Source organism: Allobosea sp. CCNWLY174 (assembly GCF_037120455.1).
GTDB classification, from domain to species: Bacteria; Pseudomonadota; Alphaproteobacteria; order Rhizobiales; family Beijerinckiaceae; genus Allobosea; species Allobosea lupini.
This window is the reverse complement of record NZ_JBBBBQ010000002.1, coordinates 298,008-324,053: the sequence shown is the minus strand read 5'-3', so window position 1 is coordinate 324,053 and position 26,046 is coordinate 298,008. Positions and strand designations below refer to the sequence as shown.

Annotated in this window: 19 protein-coding genes; 7 read left to right on the top strand and 12 right to left on the bottom strand. The window is 67.1% G+C overall.

Annotated features, from left to right (window positions below):
• Positions 1-167 precede the first annotated feature (167 nt).
• From V7S63_RS08300 to V7S63_RS08285, 4 genes are all read left to right on the top strand, one after another.
• On the top strand, positions 168-938 hold the full coding sequence (locus tag V7S63_RS08300; RefSeq protein ID WP_100959496.1) for a DeoR/GlpR family DNA-binding transcription regulator: 771 nt from the start codon (positions 168-170) through the stop codon (positions 936-938).
• 74 nt (positions 939-1,012) lie between these two features.
• The gene (locus V7S63_RS08295) at positions 1,013-3,442 is read left to right on the top strand and encodes a GcvT family protein (protein ID WP_336529876.1); all 2,430 of its coding nucleotides are present in this window, start codon (positions 1,013-1,015) and stop codon (positions 3,440-3,442) included.
• Between the two features lie 3 nt (positions 3,443-3,445).
• Positions 3,446-4,351: a formyltetrahydrofolate deformylase gene (gene purU / locus V7S63_RS08290; RefSeq protein ID WP_336529875.1), complete on the top strand. Its 906-nt coding sequence runs from the start codon at positions 3,446-3,448 to the stop codon at positions 4,349-4,351.
• Between the two features lie 10 nt (positions 4,352-4,361).
• Positions 4,362-5,255: a bifunctional 5,10-methylenetetrahydrofolate dehydrogenase/5,10-methenyltetrahydrofolate cyclohydrolase gene (locus V7S63_RS08285; RefSeq protein WP_336529874.1), complete on the top strand. Its 894-nt coding sequence runs from the start codon at positions 4,362-4,364 to the stop codon at positions 5,253-5,255.
• A gap of 32 nt (positions 5,256-5,287) precedes the next feature.
• Here V7S63_RS08285 and V7S63_RS08280 read toward each other — a convergent pair whose 3' ends face one another.
• On the bottom strand, positions 5,288-6,301 hold the full coding sequence (locus V7S63_RS08280; protein WP_336529873.1) for a 2-hydroxyacid dehydrogenase: 1,014 nt from the start codon (positions 6,299-6,301) through the stop codon (positions 5,288-5,290).
• 7 nt (positions 6,302-6,308) lie between these two features.
• The gene (gene pbfA, locus V7S63_RS08275) at positions 6,309-7,670 is read right to left on the bottom strand and encodes a (R)-1-hydroxy-2-aminoethylphosphonate ammonia-lyase (RefSeq protein WP_336529872.1); all 1,362 of its coding nucleotides are present in this window, start codon (positions 7,668-7,670) and stop codon (positions 6,309-6,311) included.
• Positions 7,671-7,812: 142 nt separating this feature from the next.
• Between pbfA and V7S63_RS08270 the strand changes: the two genes are divergently transcribed.
• A complete protein-coding gene (locus V7S63_RS08270; protein ID WP_336529871.1) occupies positions 7,813-8,712 on the top strand; it encodes a LysR substrate-binding domain-containing protein in 900 nt (299 codons plus the stop codon).
• 10 nt (positions 8,713-8,722) lie between these two features.
• On the opposite strand, the gene V7S63_RS08265 is transcribed toward V7S63_RS08270, so the two are convergent.
• The 7 genes from V7S63_RS08265 to V7S63_RS08235 all read right to left on the bottom strand — a co-directional run bounded on the left by V7S63_RS08265 (position 8,723) and on the right by V7S63_RS08235 (position 18,311).
• On the bottom strand, positions 8,723-10,387 hold the full coding sequence (locus V7S63_RS08265; RefSeq protein ID WP_336529870.1) for a Na/Pi cotransporter family protein: 1,665 nt from the start codon (positions 10,385-10,387) through the stop codon (positions 8,723-8,725).
• A 19-nt stretch (positions 10,388-10,406) separates the two neighbouring features.
• Positions 10,407-12,095, bottom strand: coding sequence for a putative 2-aminoethylphosphonate ABC transporter permease subunit (locus V7S63_RS08260; protein ID WP_336529869.1), 1,689 nt, complete (start codon positions 12,093-12,095; stop codon positions 10,407-10,409).
• A gap of 23 nt (positions 12,096-12,118) precedes the next feature.
• Positions 12,119-13,261 carry a putative 2-aminoethylphosphonate ABC transporter ATP-binding protein gene (locus V7S63_RS08255; RefSeq protein WP_336529868.1) on the bottom strand — a complete coding sequence of 381 codons (1,143 nt, stop codon included), beginning with the start codon at positions 13,259-13,261 and terminating at the stop codon, positions 12,119-12,121.
• A gap of 62 nt (positions 13,262-13,323) precedes the next feature.
• Positions 13,324-14,343, bottom strand: coding sequence for a putative 2-aminoethylphosphonate ABC transporter substrate-binding protein (locus V7S63_RS08250; RefSeq protein WP_336529867.1), 1,020 nt, complete (start codon positions 14,341-14,343; stop codon positions 13,324-13,326).
• Between the two features lie 104 nt (positions 14,344-14,447).
• The gene (gene phnY / locus V7S63_RS08245; RefSeq protein ID WP_336529866.1) at positions 14,448-15,899 is read right to left on the bottom strand and encodes a phosphonoacetaldehyde dehydrogenase; all 1,452 of its coding nucleotides are present in this window, start codon (positions 15,897-15,899) and stop codon (positions 14,448-14,450) included.
• A gap of 2 nt (positions 15,900-15,901) precedes the next feature.
• Complete coding sequence (gene phnA / locus V7S63_RS08240) at positions 15,902-17,155, bottom strand: phosphonoacetate hydrolase (RefSeq protein ID WP_336529865.1); 1,254 nt, start codon at positions 17,153-17,155, stop codon at positions 15,902-15,904.
• 10 nt (positions 17,156-17,165) lie between these two features.
• On the bottom strand, positions 17,166-18,311 hold the full coding sequence (locus tag V7S63_RS08235) for a 2-aminoethylphosphonate--pyruvate transaminase (protein WP_336529864.1): 1,146 nt from the start codon (positions 18,309-18,311) through the stop codon (positions 17,166-17,168).
• Positions 18,312-18,415: 104 nt separating this feature from the next.
• Between V7S63_RS08235 and V7S63_RS08230 the strand changes: the two genes are divergently transcribed.
• A complete protein-coding gene (locus tag V7S63_RS08230; RefSeq protein ID WP_091838566.1) occupies positions 18,416-19,282 on the top strand; it encodes a LysR substrate-binding domain-containing protein in 867 nt (288 codons plus the stop codon).
• Positions 19,283-19,469: 187 nt separating this feature from the next.
• Here V7S63_RS08230 and V7S63_RS08225 read toward each other — a convergent pair whose 3' ends face one another.
• Positions 19,470-20,843, bottom strand: coding sequence for an FAD/NAD(P)-binding protein (locus V7S63_RS08225; RefSeq protein ID WP_336529863.1), 1,374 nt, complete (start codon positions 20,841-20,843; stop codon positions 19,470-19,472).
• A gap of 328 nt (positions 20,844-21,171) precedes the next feature.
• The gene (locus tag V7S63_RS08220; RefSeq protein WP_100959509.1) at positions 21,172-22,566 is read right to left on the bottom strand and encodes an MFS transporter; all 1,395 of its coding nucleotides are present in this window, start codon (positions 22,564-22,566) and stop codon (positions 21,172-21,174) included.
• A gap of 646 nt (positions 22,567-23,212) precedes the next feature.
• Between V7S63_RS08220 and V7S63_RS08215 the strand changes: the two genes are divergently transcribed.
• Entirely contained in the window at positions 23,213-25,090 is a 1,878-nt protein-coding gene (locus tag V7S63_RS08215) for a bifunctional sugar phosphate isomerase/epimerase/4-hydroxyphenylpyruvate dioxygenase family protein (RefSeq protein WP_336529862.1), read from the top strand.
• On the opposite strand, the gene V7S63_RS08210 is transcribed toward V7S63_RS08215, so the two are convergent.
• Positions 25,087-25,995, bottom strand: a complete 909-nt coding sequence (locus V7S63_RS08210) for a LysR substrate-binding domain-containing protein (protein WP_336529861.1) — start codon at positions 25,993-25,995, stop codon at positions 25,087-25,089. The genes V7S63_RS08215 and V7S63_RS08210 overlap by 4 nt on opposite strands.
• Between the last annotated feature and the right edge of the window lie 51 nt (positions 25,996-26,046).

The following is a 26,046-nucleotide window of genomic DNA, read 5'->3' as shown; positions in this document are numbered from 1 at the left end:
GGCTCGTTTTATGCAACTTATACGTTTAAATCGTAATCGATGCGTAAAATTGAGATAGGCAGCGCGCATCTGCCGCCCGGCGCCGCTTCGATTGCCAAGCGCCGATCAACTCCATATGTCCGATCGGGTCTATTCCCTCGCTGGCTAGGATTTCCGGTCTCGCCTCCATGACACGCGACATCGCTGCGCGGCGGCACCAGGCCATCCTCGCAACTCTCGACAAGCAGGGCTCGGTGACGGTCGAGGAGCTCGCCCAGTCGCTCGATGTCTCGCGCGAGACGGTTCGGCGCGATCTCAAGGCCCTCTCCGCAGACGGCCTGCTCTCGGTCGTCCATGGCGGCGCGGTCCGGCACGAGCGTTCGGAGGCCTCCTTCGCCAGCCGCCGGACGGTGAACCGCACGGGCAAGGAGAAGATCGCCGATCTCGCGGTCTCGCTGCTCGGTGACGGCATGACCGTCCTGCTCGATTCCGGCACGACGACCGAAGCCCTGGCACGCGCTTTGGCGCGGTCGGACCGCAAGCGGCTGGTCGTCCATACCACCTCGCTCGAGAATGCACGGCTGGCCAGCCGGCTGGCCGACGCCCGCGTCTTCCTGATCGGCGGCGAGTTCGACCGCAACGAGGATGCGACCAGCGGCGCGGAGACCTTGCGGGCGATCGCGCGCCTCTCTGCCGACATCGCTTTCGTCAGCGTCGGCGGCGTCGGTCCGGACGGCCACCTCACCGACTACACCCGCGCCGGGGCATCGATCCGCGGCGCGCTGCTGGGCGCGGCCGAGCAGGGCTTCCTGATGGCCGACGCCAGCAAGTTCGGGCTCGTCCTGCCCAGCCGCATCGGCGGCGACGCGCCGTTCGCCGGCCTCCTCGTCGACCAGGCTTTACCTGCGCCCATCGCCACGAAACTGGCGGAAAGGGGGGTCGCAGTACGCATTTCCTAATTTGACCGTTTTTGTGGTTTTTTGTTGTTTTATGAAACAAGCTCGCTAGACTGCCTCCATCGCGGAGGCATCCCATGTCCATTCCCACCCAGTCCCGTGTCGTCATCATCGGCGGCGGCATCATCGGCTGCTCGCTCGCCTATCACCTGACCAAGCTCGGCTGGCGCGACGTGCTGCTGCTGGAGCAGGGGCGCCTGTCCTGCGGCACGACCTGGCATGCGGCCGGCCTGGTGGGCCAGTTGCGCAGCCAGTCCAGCATGACGCGGCTGATCCGCTATTCGACAGAGCTCTATGCCTCGCTCGAGAGCGAAACCGAACTCGCCACCGGCTGGAAGCGCTGCGGCTCGGTCTCGGTCGCCCGCACGCCCGAACGCATGACGCAGCTGCGCCGGACGATCTCGGCGGCCCGCGCCCAGGGCGTCGAGATCGAGGAGCTCAGCCCGAAGGAGGCCGGCGACAAATGGCCGGTGATGCGCACCGACGACCTCGTCGGCGGCGTCTGGCTGCCCGGCGACGGCAAGGCCAATCCCGCCGACATCACACAGGCGCTGGCGCGCGGTGCCCGCAATGGCGGCGCGATCGTGCGCGAGGGCATCCGCGTCACCGGCGTCGAGACCGACAAGGGCCGGGTGAAGGCCGTGCTTACCGACCAGGGCCGGGTCGAATGCGAGGTGCTGGCGATCTGCGCCGGGCAGTGGTCGCGCGAGGTCGGGCGCATGTGCGGCGTCTCGGTGCCGCTGCATTCGGCCGAGCACATGTACATCGTCACCGGCAAGATCGAGGGCGTGACGCCCGATCTGCCGGTGATGCGCGATCCCGACGGCTACACCTACTACAAGGAGGAGGTCGGCGGCCTCGTCATGGGCGGCTTCGAGCCGGACGCCAAGCCCTGGGGCATGGACGGCATCCCCTACCCGTTCGAGTTCCAGCTCCTGCCCGACGACTGGGACCAGTTCGCGATCTTGATGGAGAACGCGCTGCAGCGCGTGCCGGCTCTCGAGACCGCGCAGATCAAGACCTTCCTCAACGGTCCCGAGAGCTTCACGCCCGACAACAACTTCCTGCTTGGCGAGGCCCCGGAGGTCGCCGGCGTCTATGTCGGCGCGGGCTTCAACTCGATGGGCATCGCCTCGGCCGGCGGCGCCGGCCGGGCGCTGGCCGAATGGATCGTCGCCGGCGAGGCGACCAGCGATCTCTGGCCGGTCGACATCCGCCGCTTCGCCGATTTCAACAACAACCCGGCCTGGCTGAAGGATCGGATCAAGGAAACGCTCGGCCTGCACTACGCCATGCCCTGGCCGAACCGCGAGCTCGATACCGCCAGGCCGTTCCGGCGCTCGCCGCTCTATGACCGCCTCGCCGCCAAGGGCGCCGTCTTCGGCTCGAAGATGGGCTGGGAGCGCGCCAACTACTTCGCCCGGAGCGAAGACGAGCGCACGATCGGCTACTCCTTCGGCCCGCAGAACTGGTTCAAGACGGTCGCCGCCGAGCATCGCGCCTGCCGCGAGGCCGCCGGCCTCGTCGACATGAGCAGCTTCGCCAAGTTCCTGCTGCAGGGGCCGCAGGCCGAGGCCGCGCTGCAGCACCTTGCGGCCAACGACGTCGCCGTGCCGGTCGGCACCTCCGTCTACACCGCCTTGCTCAATACGCGCGGCACCTTCGAGAGCGATCTCACCGCCGCCCGCATCGCGCCCGATACCTATCTGCTCCTGACCGGCACTGCACAGGCGACCCGCGACGCCCATTGGATCAGGCGCCAGCTTCCCGTCGGCGTGACGCTGACGGACGTGACCTCGGCCTATGCCGTGCTCTCGCTCTGCGGCCCGAAGGTGCCGGAGATCCTGGCTCGCGTCTCGCCGACCTCGTTCGATCCCACCGACTTCCCGGCCAACGCCATCCGCCAAATCACGATCGGCTACGCCACGACATGGGCCTGCCGCCGCTCCTATCTCGGCGATGGATTCGAGCTCTATGTCCCCGCCGAGTTCGCAGCCGCGATCTACGACGCCCTGCACGAGGCCGGCGCCGATCTCGGTCTCGTCGATGTCGGCTACTACGCCGTCGACTCGCTGCGCATCGAGAAGGGCTTCCGGGCCTGGGGCCGCGAGCTTACGCCCGACGTCAACCCCTATGAGGCCGGGCTCGGCTTCGCGGTGAAGCTGAACAAGGGCGAATTTCTCGGGCGCGAGGCGCTGGTCGCGGCCAAGTCGGCTCCCCGCACGAAACGCCTCATCGCACTGGTCGGGCCGCGTCCGAGCGGGCAGATGGCCTGGGGCGGCGAGGCGATCCTGGCGAACGGCAAGCCGGTCGGCGAGATCACCTCGGCTGCGTTCGGAGCGACCATGGACGGAATCGTGGCACTCGGCTGGGCCGAAAGCCACGAGCCGATCGACCAGGCCTGGCTCGATGCGCGCGAATGGACGATCGACCTCGCCGGCACGACGGTCCCCGTCACGGCCAGCCTTGCCGCGCCGCTCGACCGCAAGCCAGGCCAGAGGACGTAGACCATGGCCGACGCTCATTCCGCGCATGTCCCGACCCAGGTGCGGGACTTCAAGGTGCAGAAGCCTGACCGTATCCTGACGCTGTCCTGCGAGGATCGCCCGGGCATCGTCCATGCCGTCAGCGGCGTGCTCTACCGCCATGGCTGCAATATTCTGGAGAGCGCACAGTTCAGCGATCCGCGCGACGGCCGCTTTTTCATGCGCGTCGCCTTCGCGACGGGCGAGGGCTTCGACAAGGCCGCGTTCAGACGCGAGTTCGACGGTGTCGCCGGCACCTTTCGCATGGAGTGGGACGCGATCGAAGCCGCCGCCCCCGCGCGCGTGCTCCTGATGGTTTCCCGCTTCGGACATTGCCTGAACGACCTGCTGTTCCGGCAGGCCACGGGCAATCTCAACATCGAAATCCCCGCCATCGTCTCCAACCATCGTGATTTCGCGGCATTGGCGCGCAGCTACGATATCCCTTTCCACCATCTGCCGGTCACGCCTGCAAACAAGGCCGAGCAGGAAGCACGGCTGCTCGAAATCGTCGCGGAGACCAGATCCTCACTGGTCGTGCTCGCCCGCTACATGCAGGTGCTTTCCAACGACCTCTGTCGCGCGCTCGACGGGCGGGCGATCAACATCCATCACTCGTTCCTGCCGAGCTTCAAAGGCGCGAAACCCTATCATCAGGCCTATGATCGCGGCGTGAAGCTGATTGGAGCGACCGCGCACTACGTCACCCCGGATCTCGACGAAGGCCCGATCATCGACCAGGACGTCGGGCGCGCCGATCATTCGCTCGCTCCGGACGATCTCGTCAGCGTGGGGCGCGATATCGAGGCGGTGGTATTGGCCCGCGCGCTGCGCCTGCATGTCGAACGGCGGGTGATGCTGGCCGGCCGCCGCACCGTGATCTTCCGCTAGGAGCACCGGCGTGGGAGCCCTCATCCTCGACGGCCGCGAGATCGCGCGCGACATCCGTACCGAGACCTCTTTGCGGGTCGCCGATCTGGCCGCAAGTGCCGGTGTCGTTCCGCATCTGGTCGTGATCCTCGTCGGTGAGAACACGGCCTCGCGCGTCTATGTCGACAACAAGGTACGTGCCTGCGCCGAGGTCGGCATCAGGTCCACGCTCCTAGGCTTCGGCACGGACATCCCGGCAGATGGCCTCATCCATGAGATCGAGCAGCTGAACCGATCTCCCGACATCCACGGAATCCTCGTCCAGCTGCCGCTGCCACCTCACCATGACATCCAGGCCGTGCTGCGGACGATATCGGTCGACAAGGATGTCGACGGCTTCCACCTCTACAATGTCGGCGGGCTGGTCGTCGGCCGAACGATCTTCTCTCCCTGCACGCCCTATGGCGTCATGCGCATGCTCGATCACGCCGCGATTCCGGTCGAGGGACGAAATGTCACGATCGTCGGGGCCAGCAACATCGTGGGCAAGCCGATGGCCCTGATGATGATGGCGCGCGATGCGACCGTTTCGGTGTGCCATGCCAAGACGCGGGACCTCGCACAGTACACCATCCTTGCCGACATACTGGTCGTCGCCGCCGGCGCGCCCAGGCTGATCGGAGCGCAAATGGTCCGCACCGGTGCGGTGGTGATCGATGTCGGCATCAACCGCGACCCGCAGGGCAAACTGTTCGGCGACGTCGACTTCGACGCAGTCAGGGCCAAGGCATCCTATATAACGCCAGTGCCGGGCGGCGTCGGTCCGATGACGGTCACCATGTTGCTGGTGAACACGGTCTCCGCTGCGGAGCGGATCGCCGGCAAGGTGGCGAGAGTACCGATATCAGCGCAAGCTGACGGCTGATCGCCACAGCCGGCTTGCCCGGAGCCTCTATCTCAGGCGAACACGACGTTGCGCGTCTGCGCCCGCAGGCGCGGATCGTGCGAGCGGATCTGCACCGGTTTGCCGTCCAGGACCTCGAAGCAGCGCGCCAGCGTATCGTCGGAAAGGCGCCGCATCGCCTCGGCGGTGAAGAAGGTCAGGTGCGGGAACAGGATGACGTCGTCGCGCCCGAAGAGCGGGCTGAGCGGATGGTCCTGCCGGGTGAGCGGCTCCTGGCTGTAGACATCGAGGCCGACCCCGCCGAGCCTCCCGGCCAGCACCGCCTCGACCAGTGCCGCCTCGTCGATCAGCGCACCGCGCGAGACATTGACGAGGATCGCGCCGGGCTTGAGGCAGGCGAGTTCCGCCTGGCCGATGACATGGCGGGTCGCATCGTTCAGGACGCAATGCAGCGAGAGGAAGTCGCATTGCCGCAACATCGCGTGGAGATCATCGATTTTCTCGATACCCGCGGCGGCCATGGTCTGGGTGTCGACATGCGGATCGTAGCCGAGGACGCGGGTGCGGAAGCCCTGCCCGGCCATCCGCGCCATGCTTCGCCCGATCTTGCCGGCACCGACGAGCCCAAGCGTCGCGCCGGCGATGTCACGGCCGAGCCAGCGCTGCGCCGGCCAGACCCAGCCCTCGCTCTGGATGGCGCGGCCGATCTCGGGCATGCGCCGGGCGAGCGCGATCATCAGGGCGAAGGCGCCTTCCGCGACCGTCTCCTCGGCATATTCGGGCACGTTGACGACCGGAATGCCGCGCGCCATCGCCGCCGGAATGTCGATCGCGTCGATGCCGACGCCGTATTTGACGATGCCCCTCAGCCTGGTGGCCGCCGCGATCACCGGCTCGGTGATCGGCGTGTAGCACATCATCAGGAGGTCGGCCTCAGCGACCTCCAGCGCCAGCGCCTCCTCGGAAATGCCGTCGGGCAGCGTGACGAGCTCGACGCCGCGGGCGCGCAGGCCGGCGTCGATCTCAGGGCATTCCAGCTCGCGGTCGGTGCGGACAGCCTTCATCATCGCCCCCTCAGCCTGCGAGAATCGCCTGCTCGACGATGTCGAGCGCGCGGTCGAGTTCGGCGCGGGCGATCACCATCGGCGGCGACAGGGTGAGGATGTTGCCCTGGCTGATCTTGAAGCTCAGCCCGCCTTCGAGGCAGCGATAATAGACGCGCTCGGCCAGAGCATTGTCGGGGGTGAAGTCAGCGCGGTCCTTGACCAGTTCGACCCCGAACAGCAGGCCGCGCCCCCGGACATCGCCGATTGAGGGGCAACGCTCGCTGAAACTCCGCAGGCGGTCCATCGCATGGGCGCCGAGCTCGGCCGCCCGCTCGGTCAGGCCCTCTTCGCGGATGATCGCGATCGTCGTTAGCGCCGCGCGCGTGGTGACCGGGTTCTTCTCGTGGGTGTAATGGCCTATCGCGTAGCCGCCGGCGACGTCGAGATCGCGACGGGCGATGACCGCGGCGATCGGCAGGATGCCGCCGCCCAGCGCCTTGCCGAGCACGACCATGTCCGGCTGCACCCCGTCATGCTCATGGGCGAAGAAGCGCCCGGTCTTGCCGAGCCCGGTCGGGATCTCGTCGAAGATCAGCAGCGTGCCGTGCCGGTCGCAGGCCTCGCGCACGCTCTTCCAGAAGCCCGCTGCCGGCGGATAGGGCGTCGCCCGCATCGGCTCGGCGACGACGGCAGCGACATCCCCCTCCCTCGCCAGCACATAGGAGATCATCTTGGCGCAGGCGCGGGCGGAATCTTCGAGATTGTCGTGGCCATAGGCGCAGTTGCGGGTGCCCCAGGGCGCGACGTGCTCGGCGCCGGGGAGAAGCGGGCCGGCGATGCCGGAGCGGAAGGTCGCTTCGCCGCCGACGCTGGAGGCGCCGAAACCGGCGCCGTGGAAAGCGTCCCAGAAGGACAGGGTTTTGAACCGGCCGGTGGCGGCGCGAGCGAGCCGTAGCGCCACCTCGATCGCATCCGAACCGCCGGTGGTGAAGAGCACCTTGCCGAGATCGCCCGGCGCCAGCCGCCCGAGCGTCTCGGCAAGCTCGACCGCCGGCTCACAGGTGAAGCGGCGCGGCGAAAAGCAGAGATCGTCGAGCTGCTTCTTGATCGCCTCCTTGAGGCGGGGGTGCCCGTAGCCGATATGGTGGACGCTGTTGCCATGGAAATCCATGTAGCGCCGCCCCATCGTGTCCTCGATCCAGATGCCTTCCGCCTTGGCCATGGCGGTGAGGCAGGGGCTCGACAGGCTCTGGTGCAGGAAGGCGGCGGAATCGCGCGCCAGCAGCTCGCGCGTCGCCTCGTCGCCGATGCCGGCATTCCAGCCGCTGCGGGCCGCAGAGGTGTTGGATTCGCCCTCGGTGTGGATGATCGCGGAAGCTTCGGCGCGCATGAGCGGTTCCCGTTTCACGCCCCGGCACGGTGCGACGGGATGCAGAATGGCGGCAACCGAACGATCTGAAAAATCGTTAATTTATATCCATCGATAAATTTCAGCGATATCGTGCGGCACCCTCCGCACAGGTCCCAGTCGCATGCGCTATGTCCAGCTCCGTGCCTTCCACCAGGTCGCGCTGTCGGGCGGCTTCTCGAAGGCGGCGCAGGCGCTGCACCTCACCCAGCCGGCCATCTCCGACCAGGTCCGGCGGCTGGAGGAGGAGTACGACGTCGCCCTGTTCAGCCGGCGCCATCGCCAGATCGTCCTGACCCCGGCGGGCCACCGGCTGCTCGCCGTCACCCACCGCCTGTTCGGCGCCGAAGGCGAGGCGCTGGAACTGCTGCTGGAAGAGCGCTCGCTGCGGACGGGCTCGCTGCGGATCGTCGCCGATTCCGTCCAGCACGTGCTCGACGTGCTCACCGCCTTCCGCAAGCGCCATCCCGGCATCCAGGTCAGCGTCGCGCGCGGCAATACCGGCAGCATCGTCGAGATGCTGACCGGCTACGAAGCCGATATCGGCGTACTCGGCGAACTCGGTGATGAGCGCCCTTTCGAGGTGCTGCCGCTTAACGTCTCGCCGATCATCGCCTTCGCCGCCCGCAGCCATCCGGTCGCGGCTAGGGCGAGCCTTTCGCTGGCTGAACTGAGCGACTGGCCGCTGATCATGCGCGAGGCCGGCTCGCGCACCCGCCAGATGCTGGAGCAGCGGGCGGCGGAGAGCGGCATCGCGCTCAGTTACGCAGTGGAAGCGGAAGGACGCGAGGCTGTCGGGGCGATCGTGGCCGCGGGCGGCGGGATCGGCTTCGTCTCGGCGGCGGAATTCGGCGAGGACGATCCGCGCCTTGCTCGCATCGCCCTCGACGGCCCGCCGCTCCTGATGCGCGAGACGCTGATCTGCCTGCATGAGCGCCGCAACAGCAAGGCGATCCAGGCCTTCTTCGCAACCGCGCAGGGGCTGCGCAGCCGGCCTGAACAGGCCGGAGACAGAGTCGCTTAGGCGTTCTCCTTCACTCCGCCGCGCGCAGCAGCCGGCTGCCGATCAGGGCGCCCTTCTGCTCCAGCAGCCCGTGCACGGTCGCGGCGATGTGGGCGTCGATCCGCTTGAGGTCGCGGGTGATGTCGAGCTGCAGTGCGCTGACGACGACGGCCTCGCGCTGGCCGGTGCGCATCTCGGCGAGATGGGACTCGATCGCCTCGCGTTCCAGCTCGCGAAAAGTCTCCTTCTCGCGGATGATGCGGCGCGCCGTCATCTCGTCCTCGGAGATGAAGACGGTGATCGCAAGGCGCAGGTGATCGCGCAGCCGTTGGTGCATGTCGGCGATGCGCTCGAGCGCCTCGGGCGGCAGCCGGCGCTGGTCGTGGATGCGCTGCCCGGCAATCTGCATCAGGTTCTTTTCGACGATATCGCCGATATGCTCGAGGTTGATCGCCAGCACCAGCACCGCCGAGAGCCGGCGTTCATCGGCTTCCGACAGGGCCGTCCGGGGGATCGCGCCGACATAGAGCTGGATATGGTTGAACAGGCTGTCGAGCACGTCGTCGGCGCGGCTCACTGCAGTGACGCGCGCGAGATCATCGCCTTCGAAGGCCGAGAGCGAGGACTTCAGCATGTCGTCGACGACATCAACCATGCGCAGCACCTCGCGCGTCCCATTGGAGAGTGCGATCGTCGGCGTCGCCAGAGCGGCCTTGTCGAGATAGCGCGAGCGCGACGGATCGGCCTCCGGGGCAGGCTCGGGCATGACGCGCATCAGCAGCCGCGCGATCGCCGGCAGCGGCACGAGGAAGAGCGCCGCCATCGCCAGGTTGAAGGCGAGATGGAACAAGGCCGCCGCCTGCGCAGGCGCAAGAGCAAGCTGCTCGACGAGCCGGGTCAGCAAGGGCAGCAGAACCAATCCGAGCAGGCAGCCGAGGGCCCTGTTGGCGATGTTGCCGAGCGGCACCCGACGCGCCGCGGCATTGCCCTTGAGCGCCTGGACGAGCGGGTTCATCGCCGTACCGAGATTGCAGCCCAGCACCATCGCGAGCATGGTCGGCGTGCCGATCACGCCGGTGGCGGCAAGGCTCATCACGATCAGGATCGCGGCGAGCGAGGAATGGGCGGCGAAGCTCAGCGCCGCCGCCAGCAGCAGGGCGATCAGCGGATCGCCGGAGAGCGAGCCGAGCACCGTGCGCAGCACCTGCGAATGCTCGACCGGCCCCATCGTGCCCTGCATCAGCCGCAGCGACAAAAGCATCAGGCCGAGGGCGAAGAGCGCCTTCGCGGTTTCCCGGGCCGGCAACCGCCCGAAGCGCCGCATGCCGGCATAGCCCGCCAGGATCAGTAGCGGCACGAGCGTGCCGGTGTCGAAGCTGACGAACTGGACGATCAGCGTCGTGCCGACATTGGCGCCGAGCATCATCGCCAGCGCCGGCGCGAGCGCGATCAGCCCCGCCCCTGAAAAGGAGGCGATCATCATCGCCGTGGCGGTGCTGGACTGCAGGCCGGCGGTCACCAGTACGCCGGCCCCGAAGGCGCGCCAGCGGCTGTCGAGGCCGGTCGCCAGCACGGCGCGCAGGCGGCTGCCGAAGGCGGCGGAGATGCCCGCCGTTACCATCTGCACGCTCCAGAGCAGCAGCGCGACCTCGCCGGCGAGCGCGAGCAGGATCTGGGTCGGCGTCTGTCCTGTCATGGCGACGCGTCCGGCGGAGCTAGCGCTGGCGCCAGCGTTGCAGGCGGCCGAATACCAACCGGTCGAGCCCGACATGGGCGAGCTTCACGGCGATGGCGGTCAGCATGATCACGCTCGCCATGCCGGCGGCCGAGGCGATGGCGCCGGCTTCGTCCATGTGGACGATGGCGATCGAGGCGAGCTTGGTGTCGGCACCATAGAGGAAGATCACGGCCGAGACCGTGGTCAGCGCGTTGACGAAGACATAGACGGCGATGTCGAGGATCGCCGGCAGGCAGATCGGTGCGGTGACACGCCGGAAGGTCGACCAGAACGGCACCTTGAGCGAAGCGGAGACCGATTCGAACTCGCTGTCGATCTGCTTCAGGCTGGTCAGGGCGGTGATGTGCCCGACCGTGTAGAAATGGGCGATGGTGTTGATCACCAGGATGGTCAGGGTGCCGTAGAGAGCGTTGAGCGGATTCCAGCCGGCGTTGAAGAAGAAGACATAGCCGAGGCCGAGCACCAGCCCGGGCACCGCCATCGGCAGCATCGCCAGGAACTGGGCGAAGGCGCGCAGGCGCGGGAACAGCTTCAGCTTCTCGATCAGATAGGCGCCGGTGAAGATCAGCGCCGTGCCGATCACCGCCGTCAGCGAGGCCAGCAGCAGCGAATTGCCATAGGTCGACCAGCCCTCGGGATCGACGGCGGCAAAGTCGTAATTGTTCAACGTCAGCGAGAGGTTATAGGGCCAGTATTTGACGAAGGAGCCCCAGATCGCGATGCCGTAGGGGCCGACGATGGCGAGCGCCGTCAGGCTGACGAAGCCGAGGAGCGCGAGGTCGCGGCGCCTGTCGGGCCGCGGCGCATAGGGCACGGCGCGGGCCGAGAGCATGGCGCTCTGGCGGCGCTGGACGGCGCGGTCGACGAAGAAGGCGAGCACGGCCGGCACCAGGAGGATGATGCCGACAACGGCGCCCATCGGGAAGTTCTGCTGCCCGACGACCTGGCGATAGGCGTCGGTCGCCAGCACGCTGAACTGCCCGCCGATCACCTTGGGAATGCCGAAATCGGTGATCACCAGCGTGAAGACCACGAAGGCCGCGCTGATCACGCCGTAGCGCGCGCCCGGCAGCGTGATCGTGTGGAAGATGCGCCAGCGCGTCGTACCCATCGCCTCGGCCGCCTCGCGCAGGCGGCCGTCCGAGAGGCCGAGCGCCGTCACCAGGATCAGCACGGCATGGGGGAAGCTGTAGAGCGCCTCGGCGGCGATGATACCGACCGGCCCGTAGAGCGAAGCGCCCATCATCCAGGATTTGAGCAGGCCCTGATTGCCGAAGATGTAGATCAGCGCGAGGCCCGACAGCAGCGAGGGTGCGAAGACCGGCACCATCGCCGCGGCATAGAACAGCCCGCGGCCGGGAATGCAGCTGCGGCGCAGGGCGTAGGCGTAGAGAAAGGCGAGCGGCAGCACGATTCCCGTGGTGACGCTGGCGACGAGCAGGCTGTTGGTCAGGGAGGAGAGCAGCGTCGGCGTCGTGGCATAGCTGACGAAGTTCGCCAGCCCGACGAAGCGGCCCTCCCCGTCCTCAAGGCTCTTGGACAGCAGCGCCCAGAGCGGCAAGGCGATGATCAGGATGAGCACCGCGCAGAGCGCCAGGATCAGCACGCCGGCGACATGGCGTTCGCTGAGCCGCGGCGGCGAGAGCTTCACGGTGGCATTTGTCATCGTGAGCGGTGTCGCGGCATGGCTCATCGACTGCCCCCGGCAAAGACATGCAGCGCCTCCGGCGGAAAGGCGACCGTGCGCACCTGTCCCGGCTGGATGCCGAGATCGCGCATCGCATTGGTCGAGAAATCGGCGGCGATCCGCGTCGAGCGCGAATGCGTCGGCTCCAGATGCGCCCGGCAATAGGATCCGAGGAAGGAGAGATCGCCGATCGTCGCATCGAAGCGGTTCGGGGTCTCGGCCGTGATCGAGCGGGTGCGGACCTCCTCGGGACGCATGGCGAGCCGCACCGACGTGCCCACTGCAAAGGGCGCGGCATTGGCGACGAGCAGGTCGAGCTCACCGACGCGCACCTGGCCCGGCCCGGTGACGACGGCATCGAGGAAGGTCATGTGGCCGACGAAATCGGCGACGAAGGGCGTGCCTGGGCGGCGATAGATTTCCTCGGGCGTGCCCACCTGCTCGACGGCGCCATTGCTCATCACGACGATGCGGTCGGCCATGGCGAGGGCCTCCTCCTGGTCGTGGGTGACCATGATCGTGGTCACGCCGAGCCGCTGCTGGAGAGAGCGCATCTCGTCGCGCAGCCTGATCCTGACCTTGGCGTCGAGCGCCGAGAGCGGCTCGTCGAGCAGCAGCAGTTCCGGCGCGGTCGCCAGCGCGCGGGCCAGGGCGACGCGCTGCTGCTGCCCGCCCGAGAGCTGGATCGGGTACTTCTTGCTCTGTTCGGGCAGGCCGACGAGCGCGAGCAGTTCGTCGACGCGCCTGGTGATCTCCGCCGACGGCCGACGGCGGTTGACCAGTCCGTAGCCGACATTGTCGGCGACCGTTAGGTTCGGGAACAGCGCATAGGACTGGAAGACGATGCCGAAATCGCGCTCGGCAGGGCTCGCACGGGAGACGTCGCGCCCGCCCATCAGGATGCTGCCGCTGTCCTGCGGGTCGAGGCCGGCGATGGCGCGCAGCAGAGTGGTCTTGCCGCAGCCCGACGGGCCGAGAAAGCAGACGAATTCGCCGCGGTGGATGTCGAGATCGATGCTGCGCAGGGCCTGGAAGGCGCCGAAGCTCTTGGCGAGCTTGCGGATCGAGATAAACGGAGCCGTATTCGTGCTCATATTGCCGACCTTCATCTGGACGCGCAGCTGGCTTCGGGCGTGATCTGTCATCTCGCCCTGCATGAAACGCGCCGGCTCGGCCCGCCGCGGCGAGCCGGGCCGGCGCGCTGGCGTCAGTTCTTCGGCGCCGCCTTCGACTCGTAGCGCTTCGACCATTCGGCGAGGACGCGGTCGCGATTATCGGCCATCCAGGCCAGGTCGTTCTTGATCATCCCGGCTTCGGCATTGGCGGGATAGTTGGCGGGCTTGTTCTCGATGCCCGGCGCCGCCACGATCGCATAGGTCTTCGAGTAGAGCTCGTTGGCCTCCTTGGTGGTCGACCAGTCGGCGACCTTCTTGGCCAGGCTGAGGTTCTTGCTGCCCTTGACGATGGCGCTGGCTTCCATCTCCCAGCCGACGCCTTCCTTCGGGATCACCACCTCGATCGGCGCGCCCTTGCTCTTCTCGGAGGCGCCGCGCATGTCGAGCGCCAGGCCGACCGTCCGCTCGCCGCGCGCCGCCTGGACGCAAGGCGCCGAGCCGGAATGCAGATAGGCGGCGATGTTCTCGTGCAGGCCGTCCATGAACTTCCAGCCCTCGGCCTCGCCCATGCTCTGCAGCCAGCCCGCGACCATCAGATAGCCGGTGCCGGACGAGGCCGGATGCGGCATCACGATCTTGCCCTTGAGGGCCGGGTTGAGCAGGTCCTTCCAGGAGGTCGGCACCGGGACGCCCTTGGCCTCGGCGGTGTTGAAGCAGACGACGCCGAGATAGGCGTCCATGCCGGTCCAGGTGTAGGGCTCGCTGCCGTCGCGGAAGACCGGCTTCAGCGCATCGGCGCCGGCGGGCTTGTAGGCTTCGAGCAGCCCCGCCTTCTCGAACATCAGGAGGCTCGACGCGGCCAGGCCCATCACCATGTCGGCCCGCGGATTGTCCTTCTCGGCCAGGAAGCGGGCGGTGATGACGCCGGTGGAATCGCGGACCCAGACCACCTCGGCCTCGGGCACGGCCTTCTCGATCGAGGCCTTGAACGGGCCGAGCTGATCGTTCTCCAGAGCGGTATAGACCGTCACTTTCGTCTTCTGCGCCAGGGCGGCGCCAGGAAGCGCGAGTGCAAAGGCGCCGACGAGGCAGGTAGCAAGCCAATTCTTCATGATCTCATCCCCTCTTATTGATCGGTTTGAACGCTCTTTCGACGTTTCTTCCCCTGACATGCAAAACGCAGGCGGATTGCTCCGCCTGCGTTGGTCTTCTGAGGTCACGCGCTCCAGGGCATCGACCATGTCTTGACGTTGGTGAAGGACTTCATGGCCTCGACGACGCCCTCCTTGTAGCCGAGGCCGGAATCCTTGATGCCACCGAAGGGCGACATCTCGATCCGGTAGCCCGGAACTTCCCAGAGATTGACCGTACCGACCTCCAGCTCGGCGACGAAGCGCTGGATGTAGTCGAAGCGGTTGGTGCAGATGCCGGAGGACAGGCCATAGGCAGTCGAGTTCGAGATCGCGATGACCTTGGCGATGTCGTCGGGCACCCTGATGATCGGGATGACCGGGCCGAAGGTCTCCTCATGCACAAGCTCGCAGGTGTAGGGGATCTTGTCGACCACGGTCGGGTGGAACAGCGCCCCTTCCGCCCGCTTGCCGTAGAGGACCGCGGCACCCTTCGTCACGGCATCGTCGACGCGGGCCTGGAATAGCGCGGCCGAGCGGGCATTGATGACGGTGCCGACATCGGTCGCCGGGTCCATCGGATCGCCGCATGTGAGCTTCTTCGCCTTCTCGACGACGAGCTTGGAGAAGGCCTCGGCGACGCTCTCGACCACCAGGATGCGCTTCACCGCCGTGCAGCGCTGGCCGGAGTTCTTGGTCGCGCCGGTGACCGCGAGTTCGGCCGCCTTGTCGAGATCGGCGTCCTCCATGACGATCAGCGGATCGTTGCCGCCGAGCTCGAGCACGATGCGCTTGTAGCCGGCAGTGTTGGCGATGTGCTTGCCGACCCGGACCGAGCCGGTGAAGGTCACCAGATCCGCATCGGGATCGGTGATCATCGCATCGCCCATGGTCGAGGGATTGCCGGTGACCACCGACAGCATCTCCGGCGGCAGGCCGGCTTCGTAGAGCACGTCGGCCAGCGCCAGCGCCGTCAGCGGCGTCAGCTCGGTCGGCTTGAGGACGAGGCGGTTGTTGGTCGCGATCGCCGGTGCCAGCTTGTGGCTGACCATGTTGAGCGGGTGGTTGAACGGCGTGATCGCCGAGATCACCCCGAGCAGCGGCTGGCGCGTCGTGAAGATCTTGCGGGCCTTGCCGTTCGGCGAGATGTCGCAGGAGAACATCTCGCCATCGTCCTTGATGGTGAGCTGGGCCGCGAAGGACCAGACGTCATAGGCGCGGCTGGCCTCGTAGAGCGAGTCCTTCCAGCACAGGCCGGCCTCGGCGGTGATCAGCCGGGCGAAGTCTTCCTTGCGGGCGAACAGGAGTTCGGCCGTCTTCTGCAGGATACGCTGGCGCTCATAGCGGGTCAGCACCGGCTTGAACGCCTTGGCCTTGGCGAAGGCCTCGCGGACATGCTCGGGCCTTGCCGCCGGGATCAGCCCGACGACGCTGTCGTCATAGGGGTTCCTGACTTCGACCATGTCCTCGGTCGAGACCAGCTTGCCGGCGATCCGCATCGCCTCGCGCCGCACCGGCGGCTTCACGGTCGCGTTCATCGTCAGTGCACCAGGTTGAGGGCGACGTCGAAGACGTCGAAATTGCGTAAGGTCCGCCCGTCCGGGACGGTGATCGGCCGGTTGGCGATCATCGGCACGCGCTGCTCGGTGATGCCGCCATGCGAGCGTAAGGGTTCCGTCAGGCCGGAGAGGTCGTGCCTGTCGGGCGAGGTGCCGATCACCTTCTGCCTCGTCGAGATCGCGACGACGTCCCCGATCCGGTCGGCCGGCAATTCGAAGCGCTCGCAGGCCTCGGCCGCGGTCACCGCGAGCGCGATGCCGTCGAGGCCTGAGATGCGGGCCGCGACCTCTTCCTGGCTGGCGCCGTCAGGCAGGTAGACCGTGGCGAAGGAGCCGAGCGCGCCATGGTGGACGACATAGGGGTCGGTGATCGGCAGGATCACGCGCATCGTGCCCTTGCCGTACCACTCGTCCATCAGGCTCTGCAGGTAGACGACATCCGGCTCGCCATTGGCGAGGTGCTTGTCGTTCATGCCGTGGTCGGCGGTGATGACGAGCGTGCAGCCGAGCGCATCGAGCTTGCCGACATAACCGTCGAACATCGCGTAGAAGCTGTCGGCCATCTCCGAGCCGGGTGCCGCCTTGTGCTGCACATAGTCGGTGGTCGAGAGGTACATCAGGTCCGGCTTGAAGCTCTCGAGCAGCTTGACGCCGGCGGCGAAGACGAATTCGGAGAGATCGGCCGAATAGACCGATGGCACCGGCATGCCGACGAAGTCGAGCACCTTCTCGATGCCGTTCTCGGCCTTGTTGGCCTTGTCGGCCTTCTCCGAGGAGAAGGCGATCGCCGAGCCGCTGCTGAAGTCGAGGCCCTTGCCGAGCAGGGTGCGCAGCTTGTCCTTGGCGGTGACCATCGCGACCTTGAGGCCGGCCTTCTGGAACTCGGCGAGGATGGTCGGGGCGCGCAGGAAGCGCGCATCGTTCATCATCACCTCTTCCTTGGCCTCGCGGTCGTAGAAGAAGTTGCCGGCGATGCCGTGGACAGCCGGCGGGCGCCCGGTGATGATCGAGAGGTTGTTCGGGTTGGTGAAGCTCGGGATCACCGAATAGGCGTAGGTGCTGGCGCCGGCCCGCATGATCCGGTCGAGGTTCGGCGTCAGCCCCTTGGCGCTGGCCGCCTCGATATAGGCCGGCTCCGAACCGTCCATGCAGATCACCACCGTCGGACGAGCCGGGCGGGCATAGCCCCGGCCGTTGGCGATGACCGCGCCGTCGATTTTCGTATGGACCGTCATGATCTGCTCCTCAGGCGGCCGACTTCAGGCCGACGCCCATCTCGTCGAGAACCGACGACACGGTGGCGACGAAATTGCGCATATCCTGCGCGCCCAGCGCTCCGATGCAGCCGATCCGGAAACTGTCGGCGACCGTGAGCTTGCCGGGATAGATGACGTAGCCGGCGTCCTTCAGCGCGTCGTAGAAGCGCTGGAAGACGAAGTTCTCGTCCTGCGGCATGTGGAAGGTGACGATGATCGGCGCCTGCCGGGCCGCCGGCAGCAACGTCCGGAAGCCGAGCTCCTGCATGCCCTCGATCAGGATGCGGGCATTGTCGGCATAGCGCTCGCCGCGCCCGGCGACGCCGCCCTCTGCCCAGAACTCCTGCAGCGCCGCGTGGAAGGCGACGATGACGTGGATCGGCGGGGTGAAGCGGTACTGGCCGGTGCGCTCGAAGCCGGCGTTCTGGTCGTAGAGGTCGAGCACCAGCGTGGTGGCATTGCCCTTGGTCTGCGCCAGCGCGCTCTTGCGGGCGATGACGAAGCCGAGGCCGGGAACGCCCTGGATGCACTTGTTCGACGAGGCCGCGACCGCGTCGAAATGGACCTCGCGGCTGTCGAGCGGCAGGGCGCCGAAGGCGCTCATCGAATCGACCAGCAACCGGCGGCCATGGCGCTTGACCAGCGCCGCGATCGCCTCGACCGGGTTGCGGATGCCGCTGGTGGTTTCGCAATGGACGGTGAAGACGTGAGTGATGCCGGCATCCGCCACCAGTATGCGGTCGACCTCGGCAAGATCGGGCGGTGTGTCCTCGGCGGTCTCGTGGACGACGACGCCGCGCCCCGCGATCTCCAGGATGCGCTTGGCGCGCTGGCCATAGGCGCCGTTGATCAGGACCAGAATCTTGCCGTCGCGCGGCACGAAGGTGGTCAGCATGGCCTCGACCGCGAAGGTGCCGGAGCCCTGCATCGGCACCGTGACGAAGTCCTCGCCGCCATGGATGATCTTCGGCAGCTCATCGAGGACGGCCTTGTTGATCCCCACGAAGGTGGCGTCGCGCGAACCCCAGTCGTGAACCATCGCTTCCTTGATGGCCTTGCTCGTCGTCAGCGGGCCAGGGGTCAGGAGAAGAGGATCACCGGTTTCGGAGGAGGCAGGGCGGCGGGCCTGGGCCATGAGGGTCTCGCGATGTCGTTGCGGCGGTGATCTCGACGCTAGGATCGCGATTGACATAGGTCCAATACATCGTTTCCATATCGTCCATAGATAGGATCTATGGCATGGCCATCAGCTATTCCGGGCTCTCCGCCTTCCATGCCGTGGCCGAGGCCCAGAGCTTCACCGGCGCCGCCAGGACGCGCAATGTCAGCCAGCCGACCCTGTCCGCCCAGGTCCGCGGGCTGGAGGACGCCTATGGCGTCAGGCTGTTCGATCGTGCCGGCAGGCAGGTGAAGCTGACCCCGCTCGGGCAGAGCCTGTTCGTCATCACGGCCCGGCTGTTCGCGGCGGAGGACGAGGCCCAGTCGCTGCTCGCCGGCAGCCGCACCTTGCAGCGGGGCCATCTGCGGATCGCGGCCGACAGCGCCACTCATGTCATGTCCACCCTCGCCCGCATGCGCGAGCGCTATCCGGGCCTGACCTTCTCGCTGACGATCGGCAATTCCTCGGAGGTCGTCGACCAGATCATGGACTTCGCCGCCGACGTGGCGATCACGGCGCGCGCCAACTCCGACCCGCGCATCCACAGCATCAAGCTGCGCTCCGACGATCTCATCGCCTTCGTCTCGGATCAGCACGAACTGGCAAGGCACGAGCATTTGCCGATCGAGGCCTTCGCCGGCCAGGATATCGTCCTGCGGGAGCGGGGCTCGATCACCCGGGAGGTCTTCGAGAACCGGCTCTCGGTCGCCGGGATCAAACCGGCGAACCTGCTGGAGGTGCAGTCGCGCGAGGCGGTCCGCGAGGCCGTCGCCTTCGGTTTCGGCATCGGCGTGGTCTTTGCCTCCGAGTTCAGGCCGGAAGCCGGCCTGAAGCGCATCGTCATCACCGGCGCCGAGTTCGATGTCGGCGAATACGTCGTCTGCCGGGCGGAACGCCAGCGCCTGCCGCTGGTGCGCAGCTTCTTCGAGACGGTCCAGGATCTCTGAAGTGACCATCGGCATCCCGTGCCGGCTCATCCTGCCCGCGCCAGGCGCGGCCGAGCAGGGCATTGGGTCCAGCTGACAATGCTCGGCGTGGCATTCGTCGTCGTCGCGGCGCTCGCAGTGTTTAACCTTGTCTGAAACGCTGCGGGGCGCGGGCGTGATCGAAGCTCAGCAGGCCCACACTCTCACGTCAGGCCGCCACCGACAGCAATCCGATCTGGCGCGCGAGCCTTGTGCACTGCTCGCGGATGTCGGGAATGGCGACGGTCTCCCAGAACGCTGCCCGTGTCAGTGGTCCGATCGCGAAAAGCCGGCGCGAGGCCGCCCCTGAGGCATCGAGCACTGCATGATCGGCCGAGACATCGATGCCGATGCGCAATGCGTCGACCCGCGCCAATCCCTGCCGGAGCAACGACTGCAAGACTGGATTGGTCGAGAGGAAGGGATCGCCGGTGATCCCCCTGCAATCGATGATGCTGCCGACCGACAACATCTCGGGAGCGGGCTGCCCGCGCGGGCGATAGGAGACGCTTAAGCCGTGCTCGCCGGCTTCGCAGGATAGCATCCTGCCCGAGAGAATGCGCAGCTGCCCGCTGGCCATCGCGTCCTGCAGCTGCCTGTCGGCCTGCGGCGCCATGCGATGGCGATGAACGTCCCAATGTGCCCGCGCATGCTCGAGCAGGCGCGCTTTCGACCGGCTCGACAGCTTCCACCAGATTTCCTGGCTGAAGGGCCGCACGCCGTCGACGACGCCGCGCCAGTCGCCGTCCTGGCGCTCGTGATCGGCGAGCCTGGCGCGGAACCAGCGCAGGAGCGACGCGCCGCTGGCGCCGAAGGGGATGTCCTCCTTGTCGAAGCGAACAGGCGAGGCATCGCGGTGGACCCTCGGCAGAAGGCCGCGCCGCGACAGCGCATGGATCGGCCCGGCAAAGCCTTTCTGCAGCAGGGTCAGAACATAGTCGACCATCGACAGGCCGGTCCCGAGGATGAGGATCGGCTTTCCGATCTCCGCCGCTCGCGTCGCCTCTGCCGTCCATGGGCTGACATGGCGATCGGCCTGCTGCCAGTCATAGGCTTCGTTGCCGGTCGCGAGGATGGCGACCTGGCCGAGATGCGTCGTCCCGTCGTCGAGCGTCGCGACGACCCTGCCCGCCCTCTCCTCGATGGTCCGACATTCGCCTCGGACGATGGTCAGCCGATCCTGCCCATCCGGCCCGGCACGCTCCTGGGCGATCAGTTGGGACATGTACTCGCCGTACAGATGCCGCGGCGCGAAGCAGTAGGGATCCGGGCAGGGCTCGAACCGGCTCGCGGCAGCCTCGCTCAGCCAGTGCCAGAAGTGCAGCGGATCGTCCGGAAAGGCGCTCATGTTCGCGGCCCGGACGTTCAGCAAATGCTCGGGACGATCGGTCGAGAAGGCCAGGCCGGGCCCGACCCGCTCGCGGCGCTCGATCAGCGTCACCACGCAGTTGTCGCGCGGATCGCGCAGCAGGTGGCACGCCATCAACACGCCGCTGGCACCGCCGCCGACAATGATGATGCGCTTTCCCGGCGCGGCAGTCACAGGCGAGATTTCCGCTGCATTCGGTCTCCGCGGCTAAGGTCACGGCGCGGCCGGAACGATGCGGCAGCGCGATCCATCTCGTTGTTATCGCGCCCGATCTTCTCAAAAGAAGGCTTCGACCATTCGGTCCGATGCGATGGCGCCGACGACATGGCTACCTCACGGCCGATCGAATGGGCAAGCCCGGCGCCGGCGCCGGACGGATCTACGGCGTCGCAAAGCCGTCTCGACCCTCGGAATCGATCACGCTGCATCAGGACGCTTCCGCCCGGATGCAGCGTGACCGCGAGCCGCCCTGCCGGTCAAACCAGGCCGGCCCGATCCTGCTCTAGCTCCGCGAGGCCGCGATGCTCTCGTCCCGCAGGCGCTCATAGCTCGCCTGGTCGACCGGAGCCGCCTCGGGATTGCCGAGGTCGTTCATCCGGACGCGGTAGGTCTCGCGGGTCGACCAGGCCGCCGCCGCCGCGACGGCACAGATGGCGAAGGTGATCGCGCCGACCACCAGCGGCACGTTCTGCGAGCCAGGAGGTGCGACGGTGGCGAACAGCGCCGGCAGCAGCGCGGTGACGGCGGTGCCGAGATTCTGCGAGATCGCCATCGAGGACACGCGGGTCCGGGTCGGGAACAGCTCCGGAAAGAAACTCGGGAAGACCGCGTTGTAGCCCTGATAGACCACGCCCCACATCAGCAGCGACATCACGATCGCCAGCGGCACGCTGTGGATCGAGATCGCATAGAGATAGCCGAAGGCGAGCAGACCGGAACCGAGGGCGCCGACGATGATGGGCGGACGACGTCCGATCTTGTCGGACAGGTTTCCGACATAGGGGATGATCAGGCAGGCGACGATGTTCCCCATCACCGGGATCCAGAGATAGACATCCTTGTGGAAGCCGATGCCATAGGCGGCCTGGACCGCATAGGCGGCGCCGAAGATGGTGGCGACGACCGGGATGACGTTCATCAGCGCCATCAGGATGACCCGGATCATGTCCGGCCAGCTGGTCTGGATCGCCTCGATTACGGGCGAGCGCGGCGTCGCGTTCTGGCTGTCCTCCTCCTTGAAGGCCGGGGTTTCGTCGACCTCGCGACGGATGATCCAGCCCGCGATGATGACGATGAAGCTCAGCAGGAAGGGAATGCGCCAGCCCCAGCTGTTGAACGCCGCCTCCGGCATGAAATGGGCCAGCGGCAGGAAGACGGCCGCGGCCAGGATCTGCCCCGCCTGCACGCCCTGCAGCGTGAAGCTGGCGTAATAGCCGCGGCGGCCGAAGGGCGCGTGCTCGAGGATCATCGAGCTCGCGCCCGAGATCTCGCCGGCGACGGCGAAGCCCTGGATCAGGCGCATGAGGACGAGGAGAATCGGCGCCAGGATGCCGACCTGCTCATAGGTCGGGAGCAGGCCGACCGCGATGGTCGAGAAGCCCATCAGGAACATGCACAGGACAAGCACATTCTTGCGTCCGTGCGTGTCGCCCCAGTGCCCGAGCACGAAGGCGCCGATCGGGCGGGCGACATAGCCGACGCCATAGGTCGCCAGCGAGGCGACGATCGCCACGGTCGGATTGCTCGACGGAAAGAAGATCTGCGGGAAGATCAGCGCTGCTGCGGTCGCGTAGATGAAGAAGTCATAATACTCCAGCGCCGAGCCGATCCAGCCGCTTGCTGCCGCCTTCGTCGATTGCTGCGTGTGCTGGATGTCAGCATGCAAAGCTGCCGTCATGCTCCACTCCCGATGACTAGTTTCTGTTTATTGCGCCGCAGCTTTTCGTGCGGCGCTTATGCGAGGCAGGCACAATCTGCGGCGATCCGGACGCCGCTCTCGTCAGACACTCAAACCCGCCAGCGCGATCGATATTCGGCCGTACCGGCGGCCTATCTCGCGCGCAGGGAAAATTCGGATGAGAAGCAGGCGGTGGCGGCTCGCAAGTCCTGCCTCGCCGCCAGAACGGGGCTCACCCAAGCCGCCGCGAGGCCGTCCGCGCAAGCGCCGAGCAGTCCATCGCAGGGCTGAATCTTGTGCAATCTCTCCTTCTGCTCATAACCTACCAAGACGAAATCGCGACGAATAATGCAAAATGCGCTGAAATCCATAATCTAGACATTATGTATTGTTGCAGGAAGCGCTCAAACGAGCAGCCCGCTCGGCGTGCCGCTTCCGCCGCGCCCAGCTCTCGACAGAGGATCGACGTGCTGAACCTCCCGCACCGTCGAGGCAACTCGCCTGGGCAGTGGCCTCAATCGTTTCAGATGACCTTCGGGCTACACTTCCGCCGCCAGCCGGGTATCGTGGCCCCGCGAATCCGCGCCGGCCTCTGGCCAGGCGAGTTTCGGGCATGCAGGCGCGCGCCGTCGCGAAAGGGCAGAGAATGAAGACGTCGATCGCAACGGTCTCGCTGTCCGGCAATCTTTCGCAGAAACTCGAAGCCATCGCGGGTGCCGGCTTCGACGGCATCGAGATCTTCGAGCAGGACTTTCTCGCCTCGGATTTCACGCCCGGCGAGGTCGGCCAGATGGTGCGCGACGCCGGGCTCGAGATCACGCTGTTCCAGCCTTTCCGCGACTTCGAGAGCCTGCCCGAGCCCTATCGCAGCCGGGCCTTCGCCCGCGCAGCCCGCAAATTCGAGCTGATGAACCAGCTCGGCACCGATCTCGTGCTGGTCTGCTCGACGACGCATCCGGCCGCCCTCGGCGGCATCGACCGCATGGCCCAGGATTTTCACGATCTCGGCGATCTGGCGAAGCGGCACGGCGTGCGCGTCGGCTTCGAGGCGCTGTGTTGGGGCCGCTTCGTCAACGACCATCGCGACGCCTGGGAGGTGGTGCGGCGCGCCGATCATCCGAATGTCGGCCTGATCCTCGACAGCTTCCACACGCTCGCCCGGCGCATCGATCCGGATTCGATCCGTGCGATCCCCGGCGACCGGATCTTCTTCGTGCAGCTCGCCGATGCGCCGGCGATCGACATGGACCTGCTCTACTGGTCGCGCCACTTCCGCAACATGCCGGGCGAAGGCGATCTCGACGTCGCCGGCTTCATGCGCGCCGTGACCGCGACGGGTTATGCCGGGCCCCTCAGCCTCGAGATCTTCAACGACCAGTTCCGCTCGGGCCTGCCGCGCCTGGTGGCGCAGGACGGCCATCGCAGCCTGATCGCGGTGATGGACCGAGTGCGCCGGGCCGAGCCGGCGCTGCCCGCGGACCTGCCCGCCTTCCCCCCGCCGGCCCCGGTTGCGGGGGTCGAGTTCCTCGAATTCGCCACCAGTGCGGAGGAAGCGCCGGGCATCGAGGCGCTGCTGCGCTCCTGCGGTTTCGAGAACACCGGCAACCATGTCTCGAAGCCGGTGGGCCTGTGGCGACAGGGCGGCGTCAACGTACTGGTCAACACCGACGCCAGCGGCTTCGCCAACAGCTCCTATCTCGTCCACGGCACGGCGGTGTCGGAGATCGCGCTGATGCTGCCCGATGCGCGCGCCGCCTTCGAACGCGCGAGCGCACTGCTCGCCCAGCCGCATGCGCAGGCTGCGGGCGAGGGCGAGCTGAGCATCCCCGCCATTCGCGGCGTCGGCGGCAGCGTCCTGCGCTTCCTGGATGCGACATCCGATCTCGGCCGCATCTGGGACATCGACTTCAGGACGAGCCCGGCCGCCGCAGGCGCCGGGCTCACGCGGATCGACCATGTCGGCCAGACCATGCCCTATGACGAGATGCTGAGCTGGTCGCTGTTCTACACCAGCATCTTCGACGCCCATAAGTCGCCGGTCGTCGACGTCGTCGATCCCGACGGGCTGGTGCGTTCGCAGGCGGTACAGTCCGGCGGCCTGCGCGTCACCCTGAACGGGGCCAGCGCGCGCGGGACCCTGGCCGGGCGCTTCATCGAGGACAGCTTCGGCTCCTCGGTCCAGCACATCGCCTTCGCCAGCGACGACATCTTCGCCACCGCGGCGGCGATGGCCGCGCACGGTTTCCCGGTGCTGCAGATCGGCGCGAACTACTATCACGACGTCGAGGCGCGCTTCGGCCTGCCGCCGGCACTGATCGAGCGGATGCGCCTCGCCAACATCCTCTACGACGAGGACGCCGGTGGGCAGTTCTTCCAGTTCTATTCGGCGCCGCGACCCGATGGCTTCTTCTTCGAGATCGTGCAGCGGCAGGGCAATTATCAGGGCTATGGCGCCCCGAATGCCCCTTTCCGCATCGCCGCGCAGAAGCGCGCGGCGCGTCCTGCGGGGATGCCCAAACGCTAACCTTGCCGGTCGGCGCTCTCCTTGGTCAATCGCTCCAGCAGGTCGAGGCCGGGGACCGCCGGCCCGCCCTGGCGCTTGGTCAGGCCGACCGCCCCCGACAGGAAGCGCGCGCCGGTCGAGATCTCGCAGAGATCGCCGCGATCGAGGTCGTCGGCGACGACACCGCGCGAAATGAACCAGACGGCATCCGAGCCGAGCAGGATCGCCCGTCCAACCGGCAGCGCCACCGTCTCGAAGGCGGGCTGCAACCCCGCCAGGTTGAAGGTCATCAGATAGTCGTCGACCGCACGGCGGATGATCGCCGTGGCGGGCGGCAGCAGCACCGGCGACCGTGCCAGCACTTGCGCCACCGGCTCGTCGCGCAGCGGATGGTCGCCGCGCGCGACCAGCGTGATCTCCTCCTCGTAGAGATGGGCGAAGACCAGGCCGGCCATCTCGCTGGCCACCGGCATGCGCCCGAGCATGAGGTCGATCGCACCCTCGCGCAGCAGCCCGACCAGATAGGAATGCGGCCCGGTCTCGATCGCCAGCACGGTCTCGGGCGCGATCTCGCGGAAGCGCAGCGCCACGCGCGGGAACAGGCGCGTCGCCGCCGTCGGCAGCACGCCGACCCTGATCGTGCTGCCCGGCGCGCCCGGATGCAGCGCCGCCGCGCCGGCCTCGAAGGCCTGCAAGCCAATGCTGGCATGGCGGCGGAAGAGCGCGCCCTGCTCGGTCAGCGCGAGGCGCCGCTTCTCGCGCCGGAACAGCGGCGTCGCCAGCAAAGTCTCCAATTCCGCGAGGGTGCGGCTGAGCGCCGGCTGCGTGATGCCCTGGCGACGCGCGACCGCCGACAGGCTACCCTCGGCCGCAATATCCAGGAAGGCCCGGATATGGCGCAGCTTGACGGCAGGGTGCATAATCATTTGATTATGTATCCTAGCGATCTTTGCATTGTTCGGGCCTGTTTCACCCTG

Excerpts from the sequence above, each read along its gene's own strand:
- V7S63_RS08300 (WP_100959496.1), top strand. The coding sequence starts at position 168 with ATGACACGCGACATCGCTGCGCGGCGGCACCAGGCCATCCTCGCAACT.
- V7S63_RS08295 (WP_336529876.1), top strand. The coding sequence starts at position 1,013 with ATGTCCATTCCCACCCAGTCCCGTGTCGTCATCATCGGCGGCGGCATC.
- purU (WP_336529875.1), top strand. The coding sequence starts at position 3,446 with ATGGCCGACGCTCATTCCGCGCATGTCCCGACCCAGGTGCGGGACTTC.
- V7S63_RS08280 (WP_336529873.1), bottom strand. The coding sequence starts at position 6,301 with ATGATGAAGGCTGTCCGCACCGACCGCGAGCTGGAATGCCCTGAGATC.
- pbfA (WP_336529872.1), bottom strand. The coding sequence starts at position 7,670 with ATGCGCGCCGAAGCTTCCGCGATCATCCACACCGAGGGCGAATCCAAC.
- V7S63_RS08270 (WP_336529871.1), top strand. The coding sequence starts at position 7,813 with ATGCGCTATGTCCAGCTCCGTGCCTTCCACCAGGTCGCGCTGTCGGGC.
- V7S63_RS08265 (WP_336529870.1), bottom strand. The coding sequence starts at position 10,387 with ATGACAGGACAGACGCCGACCCAGATCCTGCTCGCGCTCGCCGGCGAG.
- V7S63_RS08260 (WP_336529869.1), bottom strand. The coding sequence starts at position 12,095 with ATGACAAATGCCACCGTGAAGCTCTCGCCGCCGCGGCTCAGCGAACGC.
- V7S63_RS08255 (WP_336529868.1), bottom strand. The coding sequence starts at position 13,261 with ATGACAGATCACGCCCGAAGCCAGCTGCGCGTCCAGATGAAGGTCGGC.
- V7S63_RS08250 (WP_336529867.1), bottom strand. The coding sequence starts at position 14,343 with ATGAAGAATTGGCTTGCTACCTGCCTCGTCGGCGCCTTTGCACTCGCG.
- phnY (WP_336529866.1), bottom strand. The coding sequence starts at position 15,899 with ATGAACGCGACCGTGAAGCCGCCGGTGCGGCGCGAGGCGATGCGGATC.
- phnA (WP_336529865.1), bottom strand. The coding sequence starts at position 17,155 with ATGACGGTCCATACGAAAATCGACGGCGCGGTCATCGCCAACGGCCGG.
- V7S63_RS08235 (WP_336529864.1), bottom strand. The coding sequence starts at position 18,311 with ATGGCCCAGGCCCGCCGCCCTGCCTCCTCCGAAACCGGTGATCCTCTT.
- V7S63_RS08230 (WP_091838566.1), top strand. The coding sequence starts at position 18,416 with ATGGCCATCAGCTATTCCGGGCTCTCCGCCTTCCATGCCGTGGCCGAG.
- V7S63_RS08220 (WP_100959509.1), bottom strand. The coding sequence starts at position 22,566 with ATGACGGCAGCTTTGCATGCTGACATCCAGCACACGCAGCAATCGACG.
- V7S63_RS08215 (WP_336529862.1), top strand. The coding sequence starts at position 23,213 with ATGAAGACGTCGATCGCAACGGTCTCGCTGTCCGGCAATCTTTCGCAG.
- V7S63_RS08210 (WP_336529861.1), bottom strand. The coding sequence starts at position 25,995 with ATGATTATGCACCCTGCCGTCAAGCTGCGCCATATCCGGGCCTTCCTG.